The sequence below is a fragment of the Paenibacillus sp. FSL H7-0323 genome (genome assembly GCF_038002725.1).
Lineage (GTDB): Bacteria > Bacillota > Bacilli > Paenibacillales > Paenibacillaceae > Paenibacillus_AQ > Paenibacillus_AQ odorifer.
Genome location: NZ_JBBODB010000001.1, coordinates 2957787 through 2983700, shown reverse-complemented (window position 1 = coordinate 2983700; position 25914 = coordinate 2957787). Strand labels below are relative to the sequence as shown.

Genomic DNA, 25914 nt, shown 5'->3' with positions numbered 1-25914 from the left:
GTGAGAAAGATGTCTGAAATGCAGCTGGCAGAAGTAGCTCCTAGACAGAGGAAATCAAAGATTAGGACAGCGAAAACCAGAAATCCTAAGCTATTCATAGCGGTATGCACGATTCCAACGCTCCTGTTAACCCTCGTATTTATGATTATTCCAACCTTTCGGGCATTTTTTATGTCTTTTACGGATGCTACCGGGATGAGTGATGAGAACAAGTTTATCTTTTTGGATAACTATAAATATATGTTTCAGGATGAGATGTTCCTCAAAGCTCTGAGCAATACATTTAAACTGATGCTGGTCGTGCCAGTGATTACGTTGATTTTTGGGCTGGTGCTTGCTTTTCTATTAACGCAGACGAAGCTGAAGGAAAGAGGATTTTACCGAACCGTATTTTTCTTTCCTAGTATCATCTCATTGACGGTAGTCGGAATTATCTGGTCCTTTGTGTTTCATCCCAACATGGGCATTTTGAATAATATTCTGGGGAGCATCGGATTAGATCAACTGAGCAGACCCTGGCTTGGAGATAGCCGAACAGCATTGTGGTGTGTAGCCGTTACACTGATCTGGCAAGCGGTTGGTTATTATATGGTCATGTACATCGCTGCGATTGATGGGATTTCTGCGGATGTGTTTGAATCGGCGATTATTGATGGTGCGGGATATTTCCGGAAGCTTACCAGTATTACGATCCCTCTGCTAAAAGATATTATTGGCATTACGTTTGTGTTGTCTCTGGCAGGTACGATCAATTTAAGTTTTATAGTTGTAACTGTAATGACTGGTGGTGGTCCGGCAGGTGGAACTACTGTTTTACTCCACTACATGTACACGCAGGCCTTCCAGAATGCGAACTTTGGTTATGCCATGGCTGTAGCTATATTTACGCTGGTGTTCGCCTTTGTGCTTTCTTTTCTGTCCAGACTACTTACAAATCGAGCAGAAGGGTAGGGGAGAAGGATGACGAGCAATCAACAGAGTCTTCTAAAAATGAACATTGCCAACTGGATTACGCGGCTGTTTCTGATTGTAGCCACCATTGTTTTGTTATATCCGTTTGTATGGAATCTCTTAGCCTCATTTAAAAGCAATACGGAATTTCTGACCGACCCCTTCTCCTTTCCACAAGCCCTACACTTCGATAACTATGTACGTGCTTTTCAGAAATCCAAGATGGGGAGTTATTTCCTGAACTCTATCTTTCTTGTGGTGTTATCCACGGCGATTTTAGTTATTTTTGTGGTTCCTATGGCTTATGTCTTAACGAGATTTAAGTTTTGGGGCTCTAAACTAATCCTTAACCTTTATATGGCCTGTATTTTTCTGCAAGCCTCCTACATTATGGTTCCTTTATTTCTGCAGGTGAATTCGTTCGGGATGTTAGACAATCGCGGGATGCTCAGTTTAATCTATGCTGTTCTGCAGTTTCCCTTTGCCATCTTTGTATTAAGTGGATTTCTGAAGTCCGTCCCTAGAGATTATGAAGAGGCCGCTAAGATTGACGGTTGTGGCAACACGGGAGTGCTCGTCAGAATTGTTGCGCCGCTTGCTAAACCGGGCATTGTGACGGTCTGTATGCTGGCAGCGATGGGCTTTTGGAATGAGTATCCGCTGGCATTGGTCTTAATTCAAAGTGATAGCAAAAAAACATTGCCAGTAGGTTTAGCCAATCTTTTTGAGGTTCAACGTTATGCTACTGATTGGAGTGCACTTTTTGCCGCGCTGATCCTAGTGCTGATTCCAACGATTCTTTTATATGTGATAGGACAAAAGCAATTGCTCCAAGGAATAAGCGCAGGCGGAATTAAGGGCTGAACAACAAAGACATGGAGGGAAGTTACGTGGACAAAGGAAGATTTACACTGCCTGGTGAAACAGGGATGGAAGAGGTCATAGCCGATCTCGTCGAAAAATGGGGTGTAGATGCCGTACGTGACAGTGATGGCACGAATCTATCGCAGGACATTCTCGATATGGGTCTGCAAATTTATTCAACGCTTTGTCTTGTCCGTGAGGACAATGAGTGGGCGAAGCAGCATCCGCAATATAGACAGCAGATTTATCTGATGTCTGCTCCAGTAATAGTAACTTCAAAGGTGAAGACCATCGATATTATGGCTGATTATTTTGCCGAGCAATTTATTCCTAACACAGATGTGGATATAAAAAAATATTGGCAGGTTGTAAACCGGACTACAGGAGAAGTATTACCTTCTGAATGTTGGAGTTACGCAGAGGGAATTGTCACACTTGAACAGGCGGTACAATTTCACAAGTATACGGTCAGTTTCTTGGCCTACCAGAAATGGGAGCCGGTCTCCATGTACAACCACATCACGAATGATTGGGATGAGGAGCATCGTTTACCGTTGGATATTCGTTATCCCGAGGCTCAAGAGCATGTTTTGAAGGTGCTGGAGGATTGGCTGAAGAAACATCCCAAGACTGATATCGTACGTTTTACGACCTTCTTTTATAATTTTGATTTGATTTTTAACAAGGAAGGTAAGGAGAAACAGGTGAATTGGTTTGGCTATCTGAGTTGTGTAAGTCCACTTGCGTTAGAGCAATTCGAACAAGCTTATGGGTACCGATTGACTGCAGAAGATTTTGTGGATGAGGGGCGATATAACACACCATTTAAGAACCCGACCCAAAGATATATGGACTGGATGGACTTCAATCAGAAATTCATCGCAGGTTATGCTAAACAATGTGTAGAAATGGTGCATGATTTCGGGAAGAAAGCGATTATGTTTTTTGGGGATCACTGGGCTGGTACAGAGCCTTATGGAAAATATTTTCCGGAGATCGGGCTCGACGCAGTGGTAGGGGCAGCAGGAGATGGCGTTACAACCCGTATGATTGCGGATATACCTATTAAGGATACCGAGGCACGTTTCTATCCTTATTTCTTTCCTGATGTCTTTTTTGAAGGGGGAGACCCTGTCGGAGAGTCCATGCCAATCTGGATCAAATGCCGGCGTGCGCTCATGCGCAAACCAGTTGGCAGGATGGGGTATGGCGGATATTTAAGTCTAGCGCATCAATTTCCGGATTTTATAGATCATGTGACAGAGATTGCGACGCAGTTCAAAGGGATTCATGCCAATGCAGAAGGGACACAGCCTTTTAAAGCTCCTTTTAAAGTGGCGGTTCTGAATACTTGGGGCTCCCTTCGAAGCTGGCAGACACATCAAGTGGCTCATTCATTATGGAATCAAAGATGTTACTCCTACATAGGGGCATTAGAGTCATTGGCGGGCTTGCCGTTCGACATTGAGTTTATAAGCTTTGATGACATCAGGTTAAGTGGGATTGATCCTAGTATCGGTGTGATTATTAACGCGGGTGATGTACACACCTCTTGGAGCGGTGGAGATCAATGGAGCGATCCGCAAGTTGTGGCAACACTTCGTGAGTGGGTGGAGCAAGGGGGCGGTTTTATTGGGATTGGTGATCCATCAGCTTATGAACATCAAGGGGTTCTTTTTCAACTAGCGGATATTCTAGGTGTTCAGAAGGAAATTGGATTTACAGCAAGCATCAATAAGCCCAAGGTAACGCCTGTGCAGGGTCATTTCATAACGGAAGATCTGGAAGGTGAGATTAATTATGGTGAAGGGATGACCATGATTTATCAAGCGGAGGCCGGAGCAGAAATATTGGACGTGCACCAAGGCAGCTGCAATCTTGCCGTGAACTCATTTGGTCAGGGGCGGGGCGTTTATATCGCGGGGCTTCCCTATAGTATTCAGAATACCAGACTACTCAGCCGAGCGATCTTTTGGGCCGCACATCAAGAGGAGCAATTGTATTCATGGTTCTCAGTGAATCCGAATGTTGAATGTCACGCGTATCCTGAGACGGATCGATATTGTGCCGTAAATAACACTTCCGAGATCCAAAAGACGACGATCCTGATGGATAACGCCGTGATCCAAGAAATAGAGTTGGGTGGGATGGAAAGTGTGTGGTTTCAATTTAAGATCACACATTAAGAGTCAGCCGTAACTACGGCGAATAATTAGACTTCCGGCTGCTGTTATCTCCAACTTTCCTGAATTGTACTGCTTCGATAGAGTGATTGGGGAATTTCTCCCTGAAATTCCGGGATAACTGGTCATCAGACTAATAATCAGGGAAAACCTCCCCAAAGTTTAGCTGATTCGTTAGCAATTATAGTTATTCCTCTTATTATTAGGGAGGAATTCCCTGATTTCGTTCATTTAGAGCGAATATTGGCTGTTTTCAGGGAGTTTTTCCCTAATTAGTTTTAGAGCCGTCCCCGCATACTGCATTAACGCAGAAAACACGAACGTTCGCCGCCCCGCATATTGCACATCTCACCGTACAATGTATATTGTTTATCGGCCCCCACAGGTATCACACAAAGCAGATGACCCATCACCCTCAATGTTTTTGGGAGTTTTTCTTACTTGGACTGAGATATCTTGAGTTTTCCGTATCTAGAGTATCCGGGACATTTTGCGATAAGCCCGCGGAGAAATCCCCTCATTTGCGGTAAATACCCTGCTGAAATAATGGATATCAGGATAACCAACCTTATCCCCGACCTGTTCAATCGGCCAATCCGTTTCGCGCAGCAGCTTGCGTGCTTCTCGATGCCGGATGGAACGGAGATATTCACCAGGAGGCATGCCAGCCACCTCACGAAATAACTTGGAGAAATGGTCTTCATGCATATTCATGGCACCAGCCATGGATTTATTGCTCCAGCGGTCTGCTAGCTTTGAATCCATCTCATCGATTAAAGCTCTGATCCGCCCGGTATGAACGGAAGATTTGGCTGTATTCCGGGAGCTTTGTGTTCGGAGCAGCGAGGTTAGAATGCCGAGCAGTAACCCCCGACAGACCCATTCATAACCGGCAGGCCGCATCGTAAATTCATACACGAGCTGTTCCATCGCATGGATACATTCGGGTGGCGGGGTATAAATGGGCTCCTGTGACAATGGCATGAAAGGAGCGGTCACAGCTTCCAAGGCAAACTTCTCGTCCATAACCTCCTCCTCATTGACCAGCATGTCTTCATCGCTTGTGATAATCGATTCCCCAAAAAAATCAAAATGGATCCCAATGAGTTTGGTTTCCGAATCTGAGACAATCGCATTCTGATGATATACCCCGGAAGAAAGAAATATCAGTTGTCCTGAATTCAGGATATATTCCTCCGTATCCATCTTTGTTGATAATTTCCCCTGGCGAACGTAAAGCAGCTCGAAATCATACAATCTTCTTCTTGGAAAGAGGCAAGGTGAGAGGGTTTGGAATTGTGCGTAGTGAATGCCAGGCGACCACTCCCGGGAAGGGACCTGTTTTCTTAGGGGATAACGGGTTTCTTTTTCAGCCACGAATAAACCTCCCATACAGTATAAAATGAATTTTTAAATAGACCGGAATCGTGCAACAAATCTCTTGTTCACCTAAATAAATTCAACTTACAATCTATTATAATATAAATAAATCAAGGATATAAGCGCACTTAGGGAAAAATATTAAAAAACGGAAAATAACAAATTTGAGGAGGATTCAGATGAAAAAGGGAATAAACATTTGGTCGTTTCGCGAAGGTACTGAGATCGAAGAATGTGCACGTCTGGCTAAAGCGGCAGGTTTCGACGGAATTGAGTTATCTTTAAATGAATCGGGTGAACTTGGCCTGCAAACCACTGAGAAAGAAGCTATTAAGATCAAAAATTCCATTCAGGAGATGGGGTTAGAAATTGCAGGACTGGCGACAGGACTATATTGGTCATATGCCATGACAAGTGAATCCGCGGCGAACCGGACGAAGGCTATCGATGTATGTAAAAAACAATTGGAGCTGGCAGCAACACTTGGCGTAGATACGATTCTTGTCATTCCTGGTGCGGTTGGTGTGGATTTTATTGAGGGCTGTGAAATAGTCGATTATGAAAAAGCTTATGATCGAGCCTTGAAGGCGATCAGTGATCTAGCTCAAGATGCAAAAATGGCGGGTGTTTCTATTGGGATTGAAAATGTGTGGAATAAATTCCTGCTGTCTCCGCTCGAATTACGTTCTTTTATAGATGCTGTAGGCTCCAATTACGTAGGTTCCTATCTGGATGTAGGGAATATCGTTCATTCTGGTTATCCAGAGCAGTGGATACGGATTCTAGGCCATAGAATCAAGAAGGTGCATTTCAAAGATTACCGCCGGGCAGCCGGAGGACTTCATGGATTTGTTGATCTACTTGCTGGGGATGTGGATTATCCTGCTGTTATGGAAGCACTGCAAGAGATCGGCTACAGCAATTATGTTACTGGAGAAATGATACCGCCATATACGCATTATTCGGAGCAAATCATTTTTAATACTTCTGCAGCGATTGATGCTATTTTAGGACGCACTAGTTACTAAGTTTAAGAGAGGTGAAGGCTGTGCTCAGAGTGGGGCTGGTGGGTTTTGGATTTATGGGCCGAATGAACTTTGATCAGTATGTTCAATTGCAGGAAGACGGCCATCCGATTTCTCTGGTTGCCATTTGTGACCCGCAGATTAAAGTCCTTAAACATACTAAATCCGCGGGGAATATGAACACAGCCCACGAGGTATATGATTTATCCCCTTACAACCTTTATGAGAATTTGGAGCATATGCTCGAAAAAGAAGAACTAGATGCTATTAGCCTTGCAGTACCTACGTACTTGCATGCTGAAATGACTTGTTCGCTGCTGGAACGAGGGTATCATGTGTTCTGTGAAAAGCCGATGGCGAGACATTCCGCAGAAGCTTGGAAGATGGTAGCGGCGGCGCAAAGCAGCGGAAAAAAATTGCTGATTGGTCATTGTCTTCGCTTCTGGCCGGGATATGAATATTTGAAGGGGGTTATAGCTAGCGGTGAGTTCGGTGAAGTGACAGAGGCTTATTTTTACCGGGGTTCCGGTGCTCCTAAAGGGTGGTTGGTCAATGATGAGCTAAGTGGCGGCTGTATGCTGGATATGCATGTACACGATACGGACATCATCCATCACTTGTTTGGGAAACCAGATAAAGTATCAACGCTTGGGCGGAAGGTTTTACCGGGAAGTGGCTATGATATCGTCTCCACTCATTATTTTTATCAGGATGGAAAAGTGGTCAATGCCCAAGCGGACTGGACACTGGAAGGCGACTTTGGTTTTTACATGGGCTATCGGATTAATTTTGAACGGGGAAATGTAGTCTTTGATGGCGCGGAAGTTAAGGTAAATCCTAATCGTCAACCGGGGTTCATTGCGAAGCTTTCTTCGCATACCGGATATTACAGAGAGTTGGTATATTTCTTGAAAATCATCCAGAACGATGAGCCAGTGACCCTATGTATGCCCGAAAGTGCTGCCCAGTCCATAGAAATCATTGAGGCTGAAATCCAATCGGCTGATCAGGAAGGGGCCTGGATACGGATACGTTAAGTAACATACTTTTAGTAAAGGAGACTTCACGATGTTGAAAATAGGCTTGATCGGCTTTGGATTTATGGGCCGGATGCATTTTGATAATTATGTGCGCTTAACGAAAGAGGGGCAGCCCATTGCCCTTAAAGCCATCTGTGATTTGCGAATTGAGGAATTAAAGGATGGAAAAGCAGCCGGGAATATGAGCACTGCCCAGGAAGTCTATGATTTGTCAGCTTACAATCTATACGATGATCTGGAGAAAATGATAGCCAGTGAGGAACTGGATATGATCGACATTGCGGTTCCTACTTATCTGCATGCGGAAATGACTTGTTCGTTGCTGGAGCGTGGATATCATGTTTTTTGTGAGAAACCGATGGCCAGAACTTCCGTACAAGCGCTGGAAATGGTGGAAACGGCAGCCCGCTGTGGGAAAAAACTGATGATCGGACATTGTCTCCGTTTTTGGCCGGGGTATGAATATTTAAAAGAAGTGATAGAGAGCGGGCAGTTCGGTCAGGTCACGGAAGGGTATTTTTACAGGGGATCTGGTGCTCCTAAGGATTGGTTTCTTGATGAGACACTAAGCGGTGGAGGCATTATGGATATGCATATTCACGATACGGATATGATTAACTATCTGTTCGGCAGACCGGATAAAGTATCATCCTTAGGACGTAATGTCCTTCCGGGAAGCGGATATGATATCGCATCGACTCACTATTTTTATAAGGATGCAAAAGTAATTAATGCTCAGGTGGATTGGACGCTGGAAGGTGATTTTGGTTTTTACATGGGGTACCGGGTTAATTTTGAACGTGGAAATATAGTGTTTGATGGCAGCGAGGTCAAGCTCAATCCGAATGACGGGGCAGGCTATTTAGCGGAACTTTCACCGGATGTTGGCTACTATAGAGAGCTTGTATATTTTCTGGATGTTATTATCCAGGATAAGCCTATCATTATTTGTACGCCAGAGAGTACAGCGGAGTCTTTAAGAATCGTGGAAGCAGAAATGAAGTCAGCGGATGCTGAAGGCGAATGGATTGTGCTAGATTAGTTGTGTGTAGAGTGAATAAGGACGTGAGCTGGAAGAGGATCATTCACAATGACCTTTTTCCAGTTCACGTCCTTTTGTCATCGCTGAAATTTGGTGTTGTCTCTTGCATAATGGGATACTGATCCGTCATATCTTCTCAGCCGTACTTGTTCGTCAGAGAACAATTCAACAATTCCTGAAGCAACCTCTGAATACATTCCATCAGGATCAAGCTGTAGCGCAGAAATATAGGTTTGGGATAAGGCAGCTATAAAAAAATCAATATTTTTCACTAATGTTTGTGGCATGTTATTCCCTCCGGTGACATCTTGTACATGATGATATATTAAACCATAGGAGTTATTTTACCATGATTTATCGTTGAGTTTTAGGAAGAATTCTTTGGTAAAAGTCGAAAATATGAGAAATTTGGTTGAAATTGTATTTAAGATCGTCTTTAATGAAACGAAGAGGGTAATTTTACCACTCTAAATAAATTAAGGGGATTACATAATGAAAGACTATGAAGTGCTGGAAATTAACAAAAAGAGTTTTTTTAAAACAACTATCTATTTTATGATCATTCCTACACTGCTATTGTTTATAGTAGGTTTAGGGATGGTGGTGGTCGGGCTTATCATTAAAGAGACGTTTATCGTTGTTATGGGTATCCCTTATTTGATTATGCCGGTTATTTTGATACTCATTTATGGATTGGTGGGTATGCTGGTAGCGCTGGTATATAACAAGCTGGCGAAGAGATTCGGAGGACTAGAACTGAAAATAGTGGAGAAAACCCCTCCGGTTGAAGCAAACTATTTACCATAACCCAAAGTTATTAAAGGGCAGGTATTGCGATGATTTCGCTACCTGTCCTTTTTTATTTTTAATTTGAAAAGAAACCGGGGAATGGATATGATTTGGATAATGAAAGGATGATTGCCAGATGACAGAACCGACACAAAGAGCCAAGGAGCTGTACATTCAGTTTTTGGGTCATTTTTTAAATATGCATAAAGCAGGAGTACTTAAGGAGTACAAGAGTTTTGAAATTCCAAGAGAAGTGGAGCTGGAATGGCTGCAGGAATGGGCTACGGAGCACGTCAAGCAGTTGTCGATACGGGACTGGGATGCGATTACGATACTGGAATCCATCTCGCGGAATTATCAGGATAGCTGGATTGTGGAAAAAGTGGCTTCTTTTGCTTCGCGGAATATTATGAGCGCTGATAGTTTGGTTAGACTGATTTATGCGGAAAAAATGCTTGAAATCATTCGTTCTCATAACCAAGTGATCACAAAAGAACTGTTATTTCAAGGCTGTAAGGTTGCTGTGCAAATTCTCGAGGATGTAATCTCACAGCCGCTGGTCATTGATCCTGGACACGAACTTAAAGAACATAACCTTAAAGATAAGCGCGCGTTAAACAGTCGAGCCCAACAAGGGATTGAAGAGGTAAAGGTACTTATTAATTCTTAGCTGCCAAAGTTGACATACTGTTGTCAAATTGGGTGTGCTACGATTTCATGACAGAATCAAGTCTGCTGATCTAAAGAAGAAAATGAGGGATTATCGAATGGCTGAACCTTTAAAAGCAATGTACAATGAACAATTTCTGCGTGAGTTCGGCGAAAAGATTCGTGGCGTACATAATGTCTTCGAGACTGAGGCATTTGTAAGCTCAGCCATGACTGAACCGTGGGAAACGCTTGAGCTGAAGGCAAGAATGCGGCGGATCACCGAGACGTTGGGCAGCCACTTAAAGCTTCCTTATGAGGAAGCGCTGGCTATCCTATTCGCCATTGCTGACGATTGCGTGGGATTTCCTTATTTGATTTTTCCGGATTTTGTTGAGGTATATGGTCAGGGAGACGATCATTGGGAATTGTCTATGCAGGCGCTGGAAAGATTCACAGCGAAATCATCGGCTGAATTTGCAGTTAGGCCGTTTCTCTTACGGGAACCAGAGCGGATGATGGCTCAAATGCTGGTATGGGCGAAGCACCCTGATGAGCATGTACGTAGGCTGGCTAGTGAGGGCTGTCGGCCTCGTCTGCCTTGGGGACAGGCGCTTCCCATGTTCAAGCTTGACCCAGCTCCGGTATTACCTGTACTTGAGCAGCTTAAGGCGGATACATCCCTGTATGTGCGTAAAAGTGTCGCTAATCATTTGAATGATATTGCGAAGGATCATCCGGAAGTGGTGCTCGATACCGCTCGGCGCTGGAAGGGAACACATCCCGATACAGACTGGATTGTGCGGCACGGCTGCCGTTCTTTGATTCGTAAAGCTGAGCCAGAGATTATGGCTTTATTCGGATACGCAGAGCAGACAGACGAAGCTGCTCCACTTATAACGAGTGCCTTCATTCTATTGGAACCTTCAATCCTGACCATTGGCGAAAGCTCTGAATTACAGTATAAGCTTCAAGTTCGTGAGGGAGCTCCGGCACGGATTCGGATTGAATACGGAATCTATTTCGTGAAAGCGGCAGGTCGAACCTCCCGTAAATCTTTTTTGTTATCGGATAAGACCGTACCTGGAGGTACAATTCTATCAGGTAAACGGACACATCGTTGGGCTGATTTAACAACTCGGCGTCATTATCCAGGAGAGCACCGGATTGTGCTGCTGGTAAATGGGCGAGAAGTGGCGGAAGTGGCGTTAGAACTTAAAGGGAGTGCTAATATATGAAAAAAGAAGTTTTGATGTTTCTATCCAATGGCTACGCTGATTGGGAAAGCGGATATATTAGTGCCGAACTAAATAAGCAGGAAAGTGAATATAAAGTAAGAACAGTTGCTCTAACTAGCGACAATGTCAAATCTATGGGTGGATTTACTGTTGTACCTGACTATACTTTAGACAGTTTACCTGCTCAGTATGAAATGTTGATTTTAATCGGGGGCACAGGCTGGAAAGATAATTCAGCTATTACTCCAGTGATTGAAAAATGTCTGCAGGAGAGTGTGCCTATAGCCGCTATATGTGACGCTACAACTTTTTTGGCTGAACATGGCTATTTAGACAACATACCGCATACCGGAAATTCATTGGATTATTTAAAACAAAATGCTCCTAATTATAAAGGAGAAGCAAATTATATAGAAAAACAGGCAGTTTCGAGTGAATATATTATTACAGCTAATGGCACAGCTTCTTTAGAATTTGCAAGGGAAGTTATGAAGAAGTTAGAGGGTTTCCCAATCGAAACCGTCGAGGGATGGTACAACTTTTTCAAAGATGGTTTTTATCAAGAATAAGGGTGTATATAAAAAAGGTGATCTCAAGTCTTAACGACTTGAGATCACCTTTTTGAGGTTGAAGTTTATTTTTTCACTTCTGTAACACCAGTTACTTTTCCTTGATCGGATGAATTAAAGGTGGATTTATATTGATCGTTTGCGAAGTAGACATTGCCTTCAACGGTTGCGTTCACCAGGGTAAATCCATCCGCTTCTACGTATACATCTCCAATAAAAGTGCCGCCTTGGATGCGGGCGTTTTTACTCTTGATGGTCAATTTTGGAGCAGTCAGTTTAAAGGAGTTGGTGATGTTGTGATCCGCATCTTGTGTGTATAGAGCAATTTTTCTGGCGGGTTCCTCTTTATTCATGAATTCTCCATCCACCACGAGATCTTCGGTGAAGGTTAAGTCTTTAAGTGTAGCAGCAATCCAGGTTCCTTCTGGACTGATGGCGCGTTTGAAGGCTTCTTCATTATCTACTACGGAAGCTGAGGTTACAGCATCTGTGGTGTTATTTTGATTATTAGCCGTGCCTGTATTATTAGTGGTTCCCGCATTATTCGTGTTCTCAGGAGTGCTTGTTGCAGTAGCATTATTGGCATTGTTTGTTGCATTTCCACATCCGACCATTAACACAAAAGCAAATACCGCAGCAACACTTGCTATCTTTCTCATCTGTATAACCTCCCTAAGTAATTGTACTGATATCCTTCGAGCTTACTATAGAGTGATTAGTTAGTAATTTACCAATCAATCTACAAATGGTAATATAGGCCTGGACATCTCTGGCGTATAGTATGACCTGAAAAATGTGATTTATCCGATGAATTCACGAGCAATATGGATTACAATAAGTACAGGCAGTAGAAAAGGAGCATTATCCATGGCCAAACAGAAATATTATGTAGTCTGGGAAGGTAAACAACCGGGAGTCTATAGCACTTGGGCAGAATGCCAGGCACAGACAGATCATTATACCGGTGCAAAATATAAATCCTATGAATCTAAAGCAGCAGCTGATGCGGCATATAAAGCGGGCTGGAAGGGGAATTGGGGAACAGGGGCAGCTGGAGCAGCAAAGTCTAAGGGGACTAGTTCTTTTAAACGCAGTGCTACAGTAGAGACCTCTGAGGAGATTGATTACAACAGTATTTCAGTAGATGTGGGGACTCGTGGTAATCCGGGGCCTGTTGAATATAAGGGTGTAGATACACAAACGGGAGATATCATTTTCTCCTGTGGTCCGATCAAAAAGGGCACTAATAATTTAGGCGAATTTTTAGCGATTGTTCATGCCTTGGCGTTGTTGAAGAGAGAGGGAAGCGATAAAACGGTCTACAGTGATTCTGTAAATGCAATGAAATGGGTGAAGCAGAAGAAGGTGGCAACAACCTTGCCGCGCGATTCTTCAACAGAGGAAATTTGGGTGCTTATTGATCGGGCAGAGCGTTGGTTGCAAACCAATACATATGACAATAAGGTGCTCAAGTGGCAGACCAAAGAGTGGGGCGAGATCAAAGCGGATTATGGTCGGAAATAAAAAAGCTATATCGCTATGGTTTCGGTTAAAGGAGGAGTTTGGGGATGTTTGGCAACGATTGGGATGAGGTATTGCAGGATGAAATGCAAAAGCCCTATTTTCTAAAATTAATGGACGCACTAACACAAGAATATAAGGAACATACCGTTTATCCGCCAAAAGAATTATTGTTCACAGCATTGAAATTAACGCCTTATAAGGAGACCCGTGTAGTTATTTTAGGTCAAGATCCTTATCATGGTCCCGGACAAGCGCACGGACTAAGCTTCTCTGTCAATCCGGGGGTACGTATCCCTCCGTCACTGCGCAATATTTATGCAGAGCTGAAAGAGGACGTCGGTGTGCCTGTTCCGAACCACGGCTCTTTACTGCACTTAGCAGAGCAGGGAGTGTTGTTGCTGAACACCGTGCTGACGGTACGTGAGGGTGAGGCTGGTTCGCATAAAGGTCTGGGCTGGGAGACATTCACAGACACTATTATGCAAAAGCTAAATGAAAGATCTACGCCCATGGTGTTTATATTATGGGGAAGTCATGCGCAGAAAAAAGGCGCCTTCATCGACCAAAGCCGGCATAAGGTGCTGCAATCGCCTCATCCAAGCCCACTTTCATCGCATCGTGGATTTTTTGGCAGTCGTCCGTTCTCAAAGACCAATCAATTTTTAGAGTCGCAGGGAATGGCAGGAATAGATTGGTTCATTCCGGACTTATAATTTATGGAGTGATGCGAAGGGGAGGTAGCTATGAAGCATTGGGTAGGTAAACCCGTTATAATGTACTGCGGAGAGAAACCTTATACCATTATGAAGGGAATCCTGCGCAAATGGGACCTTTCCGCATCGGTGGCGGTGATTGGCCATCAGGAAATTGCTGTGCCGTTTCGGGATATTGTTGTTATTAAGGCTCTGGCTCCAAAAGAAAGAGCGCTGCCTCCAGTTCTCCATTCCGTGGGTTATGTGATGAGGGATCGGCAGCAATTTGACAATGCAGTGTATTTTAAATCGGCGGTTAGCGTCTGGAAAGAAGATCAGCTTATTGCCTTTAATACGATTATTACCTCACATACGAAAGGTTCAGTTACTCTTCAGAACGGCCAAAACCTGATGAAGGGCAATCACATCTTTGTAGTTCGTTCTTTACGAGGGTGATTTCAGGCACCTGTAAAGAATAAAAAAGGGTACGACTCCGAGTGATTGGAGACGTACCCTTTTTTATTTTATAGTTAAGCTCCGCCCGTTCGCGAAGTAATTCGCAACCGTTATAGCTCCTCTTTTTTGATAGGCTCAGCTTCATCTATCCGGTCTGCAATAATAATCTCATACACGCGCAGGAAAACAATTTTTATAATCATATAAACAGGGAGCGCAATAAGAACTCCGATAATACCGTAGAAGTCTCCACCTATAAGGACAAGGATGACCGTAGTCAGTGGATGAACATCCAATGATTTTCCGTAAATAATCGGTGAGAGTACATTATCCTGGATCTGCTGGGCAATGAAGATTACAACCAGGGACCATATGGCCATCGTCGGTGATTCAATGAAACCCACTATAATTACCGGAATCGCTGCTAAGAATGATCCCACATATGGAATGAAGTTAAGGGGCACTGAAATTACGGCGAGCAACAGGGAGTAAGGCAGTCCGATGATAAGGAACCCTATATATAACATAATGCCGAGTACGACATTTAGCACCACGCGTGTGACGATGAAGCTGCTTAAGGCGCTGTCGATATCTCCAAACATCTCTTGCCCTTCCTTACGATATTTTCTCGGAATTAAGCCTTGAAGTTTAGGCGATAGCTTATAGTCATCTTTTAGCATGTAGTACAGAATGATGGGCAAAGTTGCGATTAACACTACAATGCTGGAAACAACGCCAATCAAATTGGACATGGAATTGGTAACCCAGGTAATAGTATCGCTAAGAAATTCTGATAAACGGGCTGCGACGTCGGAATCCCCTTTGAAAAAACGCGAAAGTGTCGGATTCTCCCTCAATGCATTGAACTGATCCTGCAAACCTTGCACGAGGTAAGGAGTGTTATCAATAAAGTTCTGAATTTGTTCTTGAAGTGTCGGCCAGACTAGAATCCAGAAGAGAACGAACAAGCCGGCAATCAGAAAATAAATGAGCAGGATGGAGAACGCCCGGTTTAATTTTCTTTTCTCAAGGATTCTTACTAACGGACGCAGCAGGTAGTACATGAACCCTGATAACATCATGGGAACAAGTAATAATTTGAAAATGGCACCCAGTGGGGCGAAGAGAAACATTACTTTGGAGCCTAAGTACAAAATCAGTAAAAAGGCGATAATAGCAAGGCTTGTCCGAAAATACTTCTGTTGTGGCAATAAAAACATCCCCCAAAATTCAAATTTATGTCTATGTAGTTTAATAACCCTAATTTACAAGTATTGATTCAAAAGCGGGCAATTCCTTTTAGGTAGTTCTTGGCATACCCATATAGAGGTTCTAGTTACAAAGGTTACGCCAAGTAAAAAGTTCGCAATTTAACAAGGGGATATAACTATTTCTCTGCTTTTTCACAGATTATCTTGACTTTCGTCTATGAGATTTTCTAGTGGATAAAGTGAAGATTTCAGGAACTACATCTTCGCCTCCGGTTTCTTTGGTAACTTGTCTTGCTTTAACAAGAGATAAAAAGGAAAAAATCTCACCTAAGGCTACAAGTCCAGCTGCGATGATCTCATAATCCTCAGCGCTAAGTTCTGCGGATTCCACTGGATTATTGTTATTGGTGGTCCCATTCTTATTAGCATTGCTGTTGCCTTTATTTCTCCCGCTGTTTCTTCCATTGGCCATTTCTGATCACCCGCTTTTCCCGGTATGTATTATTAATATGTTATAAATGCCGCATATGAGATAGGCAATTCGGATGTAATTTTGCACTGTCTCTTTTTAGCACTTTACACAGGATGAAAACGCTGTTAAAATCATAAACGAGCACAAACGATCAATAACGGTCATATATAATCGATTAACGGTCAATAAAATTCATAGATGAGCGCAAGGAATTGCACAGGTCGCGCTGTCACATAAAGGAGCGAGCCACGATGATGTTTGAGGAAGAGAGAAAACAAAAAATCGTGCTTTTTGTGGAAAAGAACTCCAGAGCTTCTGTACAGGAGCTAAGTCAGGAAATGGGCGTATCTGAGTCTACTGTGCGCCGTGATCTGAAGGAGCTGGAAGAAGCCAAGCTATTAAAGCGTACTCATGGCGGAGCGGTTTCCCTGCAGAGCGTCAATTTTGAAGCGGCTTATCCTGATAAGGAAGACCATTTATTGGATGAGAAGCAACGGATTGCCCGTAAGGCCGTGGAGATGATTCAGGAGGGGGACGCAATACTGCTTGATGCAGGAACAACAACACTGCAGATTGCCAGAGAGCTGAAGAACTTTTCGAATATCAAAGTCATTACGAACTCGATTATGGCGCTGAATGAGCTGCGGGATTGCCGCAATATCGAAGTCTCAATTACAGGCGGTATGCTTCGCCCGGATACGATGGCTTTTGTTGGACCGATGACAGAACGTTCCTTAGATATGGTGAGAGTAGATAAAACTTTTCTTGCCATTAATGGACTGGATTTGCGGGAAGGCATCACAACTCCGAACATGTTAGAGGCAGCTACAAAACGCAAAATGATCGCAGTCGCCAAGCAAGTTATTCTACTGGCAGATCACAGTAAGCTGGGGCAGATATCCTTTAGCAAGGTTGCAGATGTGACGGAAATGGATCATTGCATTATAGATTCAGGAGCGTCTGACAAATTCATCCGTGAGATCACGCAATTGGGTGTGGATTTCACGCTGGTATAAATTTTATATAGGATAAGCAATTATGAATTACCGTGTGATCGTTTGGAGAAATTACAGATGCCGTACTTGTGATCGGTAATCTATGGCTTAGAAAACCAACATAATTGAGGGATAATCATGATCTATACTGTAACGCTTAATCCTTCCATTGATTATATCGTGGAAGTGGAGGATTTGAGACTGGGTGACTTGAACCGGATGAAACGTGATTTGAAGCTTCCGGGAGGGAAGGGAATTAACGTATCCCGAGTGCTTAATCAGCTTGGGGTTCAGAATAAGGCTATGGGATTCCTTGGAGGCTTCACCGGCCGATATATTGAGGATTGGTTACACGAAGAGTCAATTTCAAGCGATTTCGTGTTTGTTTCTGATGATACGCGGATTAATATCAAGCTCAAGCATGGAGAGGAAACGGAGATTAACGGTGTTGGACCCGTCATTCATGATCCTGAAGCCGACGCACTATTGCAAAAGCTGGCTGCTCTGAACGCGGAGGATGTAGTGATTTTGTCGGGAAGCGTTCCCCCATCACTGGGTGCAGATTTCTATGACAAGCTTATAGCTGTGTGCAAACAGAGCGGAGCGGAATTCGTCATTGACACTACTGGTGCTGCACTTCAAAAAGCACTGGCGTATCAGCCATTGCTGGTTAAACCGAACCATCATGAGCTCGCAGAGCTGTTCGGCGTAACCATAGATACGAGGGAAGAGATTATTACTTATGGACGCAAGCTGCTGGATGCAGGAGCGAAAAATGTACTGGTTTCCATGGCGGGTGAAGGGGCTTTGTTCATTACGGAGCAAGGGGTATACCACGCCAACGCACCATCAGGTAAAGTGAAAAATTCTGTAGGTGCAGGAGATTCCATGATCGCTGGTTTTGTAGGGACACTGTCTTTGACAGGAGACTTGTTGGAGGCGTTCCGTGCAGGCGTTGCCTCGGGCAGTGCAACCGCATTCTCTGATGACTTAGCGGACAGAGAATTCATTGAACAGCTGAGACCGCTGATCCAAATCTCAGAAGTGTAAGCCGACAGCATTCAAAGTACTTAAGGGAGTTGAGCATGATGAGAATAACGGATTTAATGATAAAAGAAACGATGATCATGGATCTAAAAGCTACAACTAAGGAAGCTGCAATTGATGAATTGATTGCGAGTCTTGCTGCAAGTGGCCGAATTAATGATCCGATCCTTTTTAAAGAGATGATTCTGAAGCGCGAAGAGCAGTCCAGCACTGGGATTGGCGGCGGCATTGCAATGCCGCACGCTAAGACTAAAGCGGTAAATGAAGCGACGGTTGTATTTGCTAAGAGCGCAAAGGGAGTGGAGTTTGAATCCCTTGATGATGAGCCAGCACGTATCTTCTTTATGATTGCCGCTCCAGAAGGAGCAGGCAATATGCATCTTCGTACACTGGCCTCATTGTCCAGACTACTGATCGATAGCGAGTTCATTGAACAGCTTATGAATACTCAGACTCCTGACGAGGTATCAGCTTTGTTTGATGCCAAGCAGGCGGAAGGTGAAGCTAAGGAGAAAGAGAACGAAGCTGCTGAAACTGCCGCGAAGTCAGAGCCTGAACGTGTAATCGTGGGCAACCCGGATTCCCAAACTTTTGTCGTAGCTGTAACTGCTTGCCCTACAGGCATTGCACACACTTTTATGGCTGAAGATGCCCTTAAGAAAAAAGCTCTGGAAATGGGAGTTAATATCCGTGTAGAGACGAATGGTTCAGAAGGGGCCAAAAACGTACTTACCCCTGATGAGATTCGGCGTGCAAGCGGTGTAATTGTTGCAGCTGATAAAAAGGTGGAAATGGCCCGTTTTGACGGTAAGCCTGTACTGCAAAGACCTGTAAGTGATGGCATCCGTAAGCCGGAAGAGCTTATTCGTAAAGCTATGAATGGGGAAGCGCCGATTTATCACAATGAAGGTCGCGGTGGCAATGACGAAGGGTCTAAAGAGAAATCTGGCAGTATCGGCAGTAAAATATATAAGGACTTAATGAATGGGATCTCCCACATGCTCCCGTTTGTAGTCGGTGGCGGTATTCTGCTAGCAATCTCCTTCCTGATTGAACAAGTAGGTGGAGCAGATCATCCGCTGTTCCAGTTACTGCAGACAATTGGTGGTGGAGATGGTGCCTTCCATTTCCTAATTCCAGTCCTTGCTGGATTTATAGCGCTTAGCATTGGTGATCGTCCGGCTCTGATGCCAGGTATGGTTGGGGGTTACATGGCCTTGAATTCCAACGCTGGGTTCCTCGGCGGGCTGGCTGCTGGTTTCTTGGCGGGGTATGTAATTATCGGATTACGTAAAGTATTTGCAGGACTGCCTAAAACACTTGACGGACTGAAGCCGATCCTGTTATATCCGGTATTCGGGCTTCTAATTACCGGTGGATTGATGTATTACCTGTTCGATCCGGTCTTTAGCTGGATCAATGTAGGACTGATTGATTGGCTTAATGATCTTGGAACTGTTAATGCTGTTATTCTGGGTCTGGTTCTCGGTGGCATGATGGCCATAGATATGGGTGGACCTTTCAATAAAGCTGCTTATACTTTTGCCATCGGTGTATTCACTACCAGTGGCAATACCAACGGCTTCATGATGGCTGCTGTAATGGCGGGGGGGATGGTGCCTCCACTTGCAATAGCACTGGCTTCTACTTTCTTTAAGAATAAATTCACGGAAGAAGAACGTAAATCAGGCTTAACGAACTATGTGCTGGGCTTGTCGTTCATTACGGAAGGGGCCATTCCATTCGCCGCAGCCGATCCGCTTCGTGTCCTAACCTCTTGTATTCTTGGTTCGGCCGTTGCTGGAGGTCTTACACAGCTTTGGAATATCAACGTGCCGGCTCCGCATGGCGGGATCTTTGTAGCTGCCCTTTCAAGCCACGCGCTGTTGTTCCTCTTAGCTGTTCTGATCGGTTCGGTCATCTCCGGATTGATGCTCGGATTATGGAAGAAACCGCTTGAAGCAAAGTAACTTTATAAATAAATTGAACTGCTGGGTGCCAGAATTTTCATTCTGGCACCCAGCAGTTTTTGCATGGACATTAATCACCCACCTCCTCGCCCATAGGTAGATTTATCTCCATAAATGAGGTTTAATTTTATATAATTGAAAATATATATAATCAGAAGGAAAAGGAGCGAGCGAGATGATATTACATAAGGGGGAAGTCTTGTTCCGCCAAGGAGACAGCTGTGATTTTTTATTTAAGGTAAAAAGCGGGCTGTTCAAGGTCACAAGACTTCATGAGAATGGGAACATGGTGTTATTCAACATCCTGTATCCCGGTGAGATGGTTCCCCATCATTCACTCATTTCGCCAAAGGAGGCGCATGGAACGGCAGTTGCGATGATGAAGAGCGAGGTGGAGGCAGTTCCATCAGCAGAATGGTATCAACAACTGCGGGATGATTCTGGTCAAGCGATGGAAATCGCCAGACTGCTTCAGGAGAAGGTACGGTTTATGCAGACACGGCTGGATCATCTGACTGTAGGTACACCTGCAGAACGTATGGAATTGCTAACCCGCTGGTTTAATGACTACTCTCATGGCGCAGCGCTAACAGAGTTATTGACCCAGGAAGAAATAGGACAATTGATCGGTGTAAGACGTGAAACAATCAACCGTTTGCTGCGGAGTACAGAGTGATTCCTGCTTTTTTCTGGCAAACTGTTTAGAGTAGGGTGGCTCCGTGGTATAATGTAAACAGAACTTATCAAATTAGAGAAAGGATCAGGATACCATGTGTCCCCGAAGGACGATTCCCCAAAGGACGATTTGGAAACGTTATGATCTGTCTTATACTTAGCTTCCCTGTAGAAGGTGCGTAAACCGTTGTTACTTGACGAACCGCCTCTGCGAGGGGAAGGAGTATATATATGCGAAGGAGCAATACCTCCGGTTTTACCCGTCGTAGAGGTTGGTGGGACGTCTAGCCGCCATATACGATAAGGGGAGACCTGTATGAGGAACCACAATTACGGAGTGAATGTACTGCTCCGATTGACAGTCATTTTGTTTGGAACATTTTTGCTTGCATTTACTTATTATCACATCAATTTTCAGAATCATTTGTCAGAGGGCGGATTCGTAGGATTATCGCTGCTTGGCAAATACGTATTAGGAATTTCACCTTCGATTTCAACTCTGCTTCTAGACGTTCCAGTACTCTTGATAGCATGGATGTTCAAAGGGAAAGCGTTCGTGTGCAACACTTTTGTTTCTGTAGGAGCTTTTACAATCTTCTATGGTCTCATGGAACGTTATTCCGGTTTGGTCATCAACTTGCAGGACAATTTGGCATTAGCAGCTCTATTGTCCGGCGTACTGACAGGTTTAGGAGCGGGAATTATCCTGCGGAGTGGCGGGGCTAGCGGTGGAGACGATATTTTGTCGCTGCTGGTTAGTGAATGGAAGGGAATCAAAGTAGGTACGGTATTCATCATGATGGATGTAATCGTTCTGGCACTATCACTCTTTTATATGCCTGTTAAAGAAACGATGTATACAGTGATGGCAGTAGTCGTAGCCGGCTATGTGATCACCTTTACAACCTCTTTAGGCAAACCAAAGCTAGTGAAGGCGCCAAAGATTCAATCTACACTGCGTAAACCGCATGATGGTACGGTAATGTGAAGAAGGCTGGTATAAACAGCTTATTCGGGGATATACTACATTTAAGGTCAGCCAGAGTTTCTGGTTGACTTTTTTTTGCTGGATATGACGTAATTTAAAGGGTGTAGTCTTTAGGGGCGTTGCTCGGACGTTTCGCTCATAACAAAAGGTGGCGTACAGAGAAAATCCTGTACGCCACCTTTTAGTTAACTTAAGACTCACTAGTGCTCGTAATTGAATCGTGCAGAAACATTTGCGGCCAGCTTGTCCTTTTATTTAGCCCACAGCATTCGTGATAGCTTCGCATTCGTCCGAGCAATGACCACTGTGCTGTGTTTCACAGTCCTCACAGCAAATATGCTGAAGATGACAAGCATCGTTAGCACAATTGATAAATTGGTCAGCTGGCTGACCGCAGTGATGGCATCGTCCGACAACGATATCCTCGTCGGTATGATTAATCTGTACGGAAATCCGCTCATCGAAGACATAACATTTTCCATCAAACAGTTGGCCCTGTACCTCAGGGTCTTTACCGTAAGTCACAATGCCGCCATCCAGCTGGTACACCTGTCCAAAACCTTCCTTCATCATAAACCCGCTTAATTTCTCGCAGCGGATCCCGCCTGTACAGTAGGTCAGGATTGGTTTATCCTTAAGGTCGCTCATATTCTCGCGAATCCAGTCCGGGAATTCTTTGAAGCTGTCTACTTCGGGGCGGATGGAGCCGCGGAAATGACCAAGATCGAATTCGTAACCGGTACGACCATCCAGAATCACCACATCGTCGCGCTGCATCATTTCATAGAAATCTTTAGGCGCCAGATGCTTTCCGGTAATCACGTTAGGGTCCAGTTCATCCTCGACCCGGAACGTCACGAGTTCTTTTTTATAACGAACGAAGATCTTTTTGAAGGCATGACCCTCAGCCTCATCGATCTTGAAGACGATATCGCTAAACAGAGGGTTTGCGCGCAAATCCTTCATATATTGCTCGGTTTGGGCAACCGTACCTGATAGTGTTCCGTTAATGCCTTCATCTGAGATGAGAATTCGTCCCTTTACATCAAGCTCTTTGCAGTAAGCCAAATGCTCCTGGGCGAATTGTTCTGCATCCGGCACTTTTACAAATTTATAGTATAGCAGAATTGCATATTCCGATTGTGGATTCATTCATTTCACCTTTATCATTAGAATTGGAGTACTAAATAAACATTTAAGTATAAAAAGTATTGTAACATATTATCAAGTATTGACAAGAGATGTGGTACAGTAACCTGAAGAAAGCTGGAATAAATAACATTTTTCAGGGATACCGGATTAAGGTCAGCCAGAACCTCTGGTTGATTTTTTTGCTGAATATAGGCGGTTTTCATGGATAGTTAGGATTAGCGAAACCGTGAATCGCCACGCACGTATATATTTTCATTCATAAGTCACATGTTGACTTTAATTATAAGGAGGAACTGCGGGATGAGTGCTCATGAGATTGATTATGCCATTATGGGTGAGGAAATACAGTGTGTAGAGGTGCAGCTTGACCCAGGAGAGAGTGTAATTGCCGAAGCCGGGAGCTTCATGATGATGGATCAGGAAATAACAATGGAGACGATATTTGGCGACGGCAGCGGAGGCTCGCGTGGAAGTGGCTTGATGGGGAAGCTGATGGGCGCGGGCAAACGTCTGTTGACAGGTGAAAGCTTGTTTATGACTGTCTTTACACACAGTGGTTCTTATGGACGTAAAAGTGTCACCTTTGCTGCTCCGTACCCAGGCAAAATCATCCCGCTCGACCTGCAGCAATACGGTGGAAAAATCATCTGTCAAAAGGATTCATTCCTTTGCGCGGCAAAGGGCGTTTCAATCGGTATTGAATTTCAGCGTAAGCTGGGTACCGGCTTTTTTGGTGGTGAAGGTTTTATTATGCAAAAGCTGGAGGGTGACGGACTTTCATTTGTACACTCTGGCGGTTATGTTATGGAACGCACACTTCAACCGGGAGAGACGCTTAAGCTGGACACTGGCTGTCTAGTCGCTATGACGTCTTCGGTGGATTATAATATTGAGTTTGTAAAAGGGGTCAAAACCGCGCTGTTCGGCGGCGAAGGCCTGTTCTTCGCAACGTTGCGCGGACCCGGCAAGGTGTGGGTACAGTCGCTGCCATTCAGCCGAATGGCCGATCGCATCCTATCCGCTGCCGGCAACAGCGGTCGGAAAGAAGAAGGAAGCGTGCTTGGCGGGCTAGGCAATTTGCTCGATGGTAGATAAGTCTGCGTGAGCGCATTGCACAGCGTGGAAGTAGAGGACAATGGAATGTTGAGTGAGCGTGCGAAGTGCTGAGTAGATGAGGCAGAGAGCGTGCGAAATGTGGAGCATACGAGGTATACAACATTACAAGAGGACGCGTCGTTTCAGCGGTGGCGCTATAGGGTGTGGTGAAACAAGGGCAGAAATGCCCTTGTTTTGCTGTAAAGGTTTAGTATCGCGCGAAAGAAGGGCAAAAGTGCCTTTAATTTACTCGAATGAGCTAGTTTGTTGCGAAAGTAGGGCGAAATTGCCTTTGATTTGCACGGATTGGCTAGGGTGGTGCGAAAGAAGGGCAGAAGTGCCTTTGATTTGCTCGAATGAGCTAGTTTGGCGCGAAAGAAGGGCAAAAGTGCCTTTGATTTACTCGAATGAGCTAGTGTGGCGCGAAAGAAGGGCAAAAGTGCCTTTGATTTGCTCGAATGAGCTAGTGTGGCGCGAAAGAAGAGCGAAAGTGCCTTTGATTTACTCGACACTGTCAAATGTACGGTATAAAATCCCGCAGATAGAGCCGATGGAGCACATATAGCCAAATGTACGGTATAAATCCCGTAGAATGGAGCCGATGGAGCGTATACGGTCAGATGTACGGTATAAATCCCGTAGAATGGAGCCGATAGAGCGTATACGGTCAGATGTACGGTATAAATCCCGTAGAATGGAGCCGATGGAGCATATATAGCCAAATGTACGGTATAAATCCCGCAGAATGGAGCCGATAGAGCGTATACGGTCAGATGTACGGTATAAATCCCGTAGAATGGAGCCGATGGAGCGTATACGGTCAGATGTACGGTATAAATCCCGTAGAATGGAGCCGATGGAGCATATATAGCCAAATGTACGGTATAAATCCCGTAGAATGAAGCTGGTGGAGCAGTTGCGGTCAGATGTACGGTATATATCCCGCAGATGAGCTACTCCAACAAGCAATAAGTTACTTATGTTCGATGGGATATCACCGTTCGGCGTCTGCAATATCAACTTTACATTGTCCTCCACTACCGCTATCGCTACTACTGCTACCACCACCACTACTACACTATCACCACCACTCCTGTATCTTTAAACCAATTTATAGTTTGTTAGAGCCGTAATGAGCTATGCTCATTTACGGTTTTTTATGTTTTTTAAGTAATGGTTGGCCGAAGTAGATGACCACTCAGGTACAATTGGGATAGTTTAATTGATAACTATATAATACCAGCTCATGAGTAGCAGGTTCAGGTATGATGTGTTCAACACTATATCGTACTTTGGAGGAATGTATATTGGTAAGGGACGTGGAATTTGGCAAGGAAATTGAGAGTGCTATTAGTTGGGCTAAGGAGCGGCTGGGGTTGCAGGAGTATCCGCTGCGTTGTCTTGCTTTTGTTGAAGATGCCTATGAAAGAAGCAATGGAATCGAAATGTGGGGAGGCAGCGATGCACGCGAATCCGCAGGGCTGTACGATGCGCACAAGAATACCGGGGCTCCGCCAGCTGGCGCGTTTGTTTTTTATGCTTGCTCAGGGTTGGTGGACGGTGAGCTCAAGGATTGGGGGCATGTAGCTTTGGCCCTTGGGAATGGCGAGGCCATTCATGCCTGGGATATAGTTAGGATAGATCACTACATGGAAATTTGCCATCTGCAAGCTGCTCCGGGCTGGAGCCAACCAGAACTTATCGGCTGGGCACCTGTAGAGAGAGTTCTTGCCGGGATTCAGAAGAAACAATGGGACTAGTTGATATCCTTAAACCTAACTTATCCAAGAACCTAGAAGGTGCCGTAAACAGGTGCTTCATGGGTTCTTTTTTCTTCCTTCCGATTTGACTAACCCTATGCACGGTGTATATATTATTTGGCAGACCCCCTTATATTGTTAAGGCTGG

The 25914-nt window shown here is 44.4% G+C and carries 27 protein-coding genes; 20 read left to right on the top strand and 7 right to left on the bottom strand.

Features of this window, described 5'->3' with window-relative positions:
* Nucleotides 1-9: 9 nt before the first annotated feature.
* From MHH89_RS13625 to gnpA, 3 genes are read left to right on the top strand one after another with little or no spacing between them, the layout of a single operon-like run.
* Nucleotides 10-951 carry a carbohydrate ABC transporter permease gene (locus tag MHH89_RS13625; RefSeq protein WP_341087311.1) on the top strand — a complete coding sequence of 314 codons (942 nt, stop codon included), beginning with the start codon at nt 10-12 and terminating at the stop codon, nt 949-951.
* 9 nt (nt 952-960) lie between these two features.
* Complete coding sequence (locus tag MHH89_RS13620; RefSeq protein ID WP_076307294.1) at nt 961-1815, top strand: carbohydrate ABC transporter permease; 855 nt, start codon at nt 961-963, stop codon at nt 1813-1815.
* Between the two features lie 26 nt (nt 1816-1841).
* A complete protein-coding gene (gene gnpA / locus MHH89_RS13615) occupies nt 1842-4001 on the top strand; it encodes a 1,3-beta-galactosyl-N-acetylhexosamine phosphorylase (RefSeq protein ID WP_341087310.1) in 2160 nt (719 codons plus the stop codon).
* A gap of 468 nt (nt 4002-4469) precedes the next feature.
* On the opposite strand, the gene MHH89_RS13610 is transcribed toward gnpA, so the two are convergent.
* A complete protein-coding gene (locus tag MHH89_RS13610) occupies nt 4470-5375 on the bottom strand; it encodes an AraC family transcriptional regulator (protein WP_341087308.1) in 906 nt (301 codons plus the stop codon).
* Between the two features lie 182 nt (nt 5376-5557).
* Here MHH89_RS13610 and MHH89_RS13605 point away from each other — a divergent pair, with 182 nt between their 5' ends.
* From MHH89_RS13605 to MHH89_RS13595, 3 genes are read left to right on the top strand one after another with little or no spacing between them, the layout of a single operon-like run.
* Nucleotides 5558-6406, top strand: a complete 849-nt coding sequence (locus MHH89_RS13605) for a sugar phosphate isomerase/epimerase family protein (RefSeq protein WP_341087306.1) — start codon at nt 5558-5560, stop codon at nt 6404-6406.
* 20 nt (nt 6407-6426) lie between these two features.
* Nucleotides 6427-7440, top strand: a complete 1014-nt coding sequence (locus MHH89_RS13600) for a Gfo/Idh/MocA family protein (protein WP_341087305.1) — start codon at nt 6427-6429, stop codon at nt 7438-7440.
* A gap of 31 nt (nt 7441-7471) precedes the next feature.
* Nucleotides 7472-8485 (top strand): Gfo/Idh/MocA family protein, encoded by a 1014-nt coding sequence (locus tag MHH89_RS13595; RefSeq protein ID WP_076281364.1) that lies wholly within the window; start codon nt 7472-7474, stop codon nt 8483-8485.
* Nucleotides 8486-8562: 77 nt separating this feature from the next.
* Here the strand turns inward: MHH89_RS13595 and MHH89_RS13590 are convergent, their stop codons facing one another.
* On the bottom strand, nt 8563-8772 hold the full coding sequence (locus MHH89_RS13590; RefSeq protein ID WP_036683023.1) for a hypothetical protein: 210 nt from the start codon (nt 8770-8772) through the stop codon (nt 8563-8565).
* Nucleotides 8773-8977: 205 nt separating this feature from the next.
* On the opposite strand from MHH89_RS13590, the gene MHH89_RS13585 reads away from it, so the two are divergent.
* From MHH89_RS13585 to MHH89_RS13570, 4 genes are all read left to right on the top strand, one after another.
* A complete protein-coding gene (locus MHH89_RS13585; RefSeq protein WP_076130239.1) occupies nt 8978-9292 on the top strand; it encodes a hypothetical protein in 315 nt (104 codons plus the stop codon).
* Between the two features lie 118 nt (nt 9293-9410).
* Complete coding sequence (locus tag MHH89_RS13580) at nt 9411-9944, top strand: hypothetical protein (protein WP_076281365.1); 534 nt, start codon at nt 9411-9413, stop codon at nt 9942-9944.
* A 97-nt stretch (nt 9945-10041) separates the two neighbouring features.
* Nucleotides 10042-11160: a DNA alkylation repair protein gene (locus MHH89_RS13575; RefSeq protein WP_076279193.1), complete on the top strand. Its 1119-nt coding sequence runs from the start codon at nt 10042-10044 to the stop codon at nt 11158-11160.
* Nucleotides 11157-11729: a type 1 glutamine amidotransferase family protein gene (locus MHH89_RS13570; protein WP_076184206.1), complete on the top strand. Its 573-nt coding sequence runs from the start codon at nt 11157-11159 to the stop codon at nt 11727-11729. Before MHH89_RS13575 ends, MHH89_RS13570 begins: the two co-directional genes overlap by 4 nt.
* Nucleotides 11730-11794: 65 nt before the next feature.
* On the opposite strand, the gene MHH89_RS13565 is transcribed toward MHH89_RS13570, so the two are convergent.
* Entirely contained in the window at nt 11795-12388 is a 594-nt protein-coding gene (locus MHH89_RS13565) for a hypothetical protein (RefSeq protein ID WP_076130242.1), read from the bottom strand.
* Between the two features lie 208 nt (nt 12389-12596).
* Here MHH89_RS13565 and rnhA point away from each other — a divergent pair, with 208 nt between their 5' ends.
* From rnhA to MHH89_RS13550, 3 genes are read left to right on the top strand one after another with little or no spacing between them, the layout of a single operon-like run.
* The gene (rnhA, locus tag MHH89_RS13560; RefSeq protein WP_076130243.1) at nt 12597-13253 is read left to right on the top strand and encodes a ribonuclease H; all 657 of its coding nucleotides are present in this window, start codon (nt 12597-12599) and stop codon (nt 13251-13253) included.
* Between the two features lie 44 nt (nt 13254-13297).
* Nucleotides 13298-13966 carry a uracil-DNA glycosylase gene (gene ung, locus MHH89_RS13555; RefSeq protein WP_076130244.1) on the top strand — a complete coding sequence of 223 codons (669 nt, stop codon included), beginning with the start codon at nt 13298-13300 and terminating at the stop codon, nt 13964-13966.
* Nucleotides 13967-13996: 30 nt separating this feature from the next.
* On the top strand, nt 13997-14401 hold the full coding sequence (locus MHH89_RS13550) for a hypothetical protein (RefSeq protein WP_036683006.1): 405 nt from the start codon (nt 13997-13999) through the stop codon (nt 14399-14401).
* 110 nt (nt 14402-14511) lie between these two features.
* On the opposite strand, the gene MHH89_RS13545 is transcribed toward MHH89_RS13550, so the two are convergent.
* On the bottom strand, nt 14512-15621 hold the full coding sequence (locus MHH89_RS13545) for an AI-2E family transporter (RefSeq protein ID WP_076134547.1): 1110 nt from the start codon (nt 15619-15621) through the stop codon (nt 14512-14514).
* A 190-nt stretch (nt 15622-15811) separates the two neighbouring features.
* Nucleotides 15812-16084 (bottom strand): hypothetical protein, encoded by a 273-nt coding sequence (locus tag MHH89_RS13540; RefSeq protein WP_076130246.1) that lies wholly within the window; start codon nt 16082-16084, stop codon nt 15812-15814.
* A gap of 251 nt (nt 16085-16335) precedes the next feature.
* On the opposite strand from MHH89_RS13540, the gene MHH89_RS13535 reads away from it, so the two are divergent.
* The 5 genes from MHH89_RS13535 (at nt 16336) to MHH89_RS13515 (ending at nt 21759) form a co-directional block, all read left to right on the top strand.
* Complete coding sequence (locus MHH89_RS13535) at nt 16336-17100, top strand: DeoR/GlpR family DNA-binding transcription regulator (RefSeq protein WP_341087301.1); 765 nt, start codon at nt 16336-16338, stop codon at nt 17098-17100.
* A gap of 117 nt (nt 17101-17217) precedes the next feature.
* Nucleotides 17218-18129 carry a 1-phosphofructokinase gene (gene pfkB, locus MHH89_RS13530; protein WP_076279191.1) on the top strand — a complete coding sequence of 304 codons (912 nt, stop codon included), beginning with the start codon at nt 17218-17220 and terminating at the stop codon, nt 18127-18129.
* A gap of 38 nt (nt 18130-18167) precedes the next feature.
* On the top strand, nt 18168-20096 hold the full coding sequence (locus MHH89_RS13525) for a PTS fructose transporter subunit IIABC (protein WP_076130248.1): 1929 nt from the start codon (nt 18168-18170) through the stop codon (nt 20094-20096).
* A gap of 175 nt (nt 20097-20271) precedes the next feature.
* Entirely contained in the window at nt 20272-20772 is a 501-nt protein-coding gene (locus MHH89_RS13520) for a Crp/Fnr family transcriptional regulator (RefSeq protein WP_076134543.1), read from the top strand.
* A gap of 315 nt (nt 20773-21087) precedes the next feature.
* Nucleotides 21088-21759 carry a YitT family protein gene (locus tag MHH89_RS13515; protein ID WP_076130250.1) on the top strand — a complete coding sequence of 224 codons (672 nt, stop codon included), beginning with the start codon at nt 21088-21090 and terminating at the stop codon, nt 21757-21759.
* Nucleotides 21760-22014: 255 nt separating this feature from the next.
* Here MHH89_RS13515 and trhO read toward each other — a convergent pair whose 3' ends face one another.
* The gene (gene trhO, locus MHH89_RS13510) at nt 22015-22911 is read right to left on the bottom strand and encodes an oxygen-dependent tRNA uridine(34) hydroxylase TrhO (RefSeq protein WP_076302702.1); all 897 of its coding nucleotides are present in this window, start codon (nt 22909-22911) and stop codon (nt 22015-22017) included.
* 300 nt (nt 22912-23211) lie between these two features.
* Here trhO and MHH89_RS13505 point away from each other — a divergent pair, with 300 nt between their 5' ends.
* The gene (locus MHH89_RS13505) at nt 23212-24006 is read left to right on the top strand and encodes a TIGR00266 family protein (protein WP_038572584.1); all 795 of its coding nucleotides are present in this window, start codon (nt 23212-23214) and stop codon (nt 24004-24006) included.
* 501 nt (nt 24007-24507) lie between these two features.
* Here the strand turns inward: MHH89_RS13505 and MHH89_RS13500 are convergent.
* Entirely contained in the window at nt 24508-25077 is a 570-nt protein-coding gene (locus MHH89_RS13500) for a hypothetical protein (protein ID WP_341087296.1), read from the bottom strand.
* A 236-nt stretch (nt 25078-25313) separates the two neighbouring features.
* On the opposite strand from MHH89_RS13500, the gene MHH89_RS13495 reads away from it, so the two are divergent.
* On the top strand, nt 25314-25766 hold the full coding sequence (locus MHH89_RS13495; protein WP_218640933.1) for an NlpC/P60 family protein: 453 nt from the start codon (nt 25314-25316) through the stop codon (nt 25764-25766).
* Nucleotides 25767-25914: the final 148 nt, after the last annotated feature.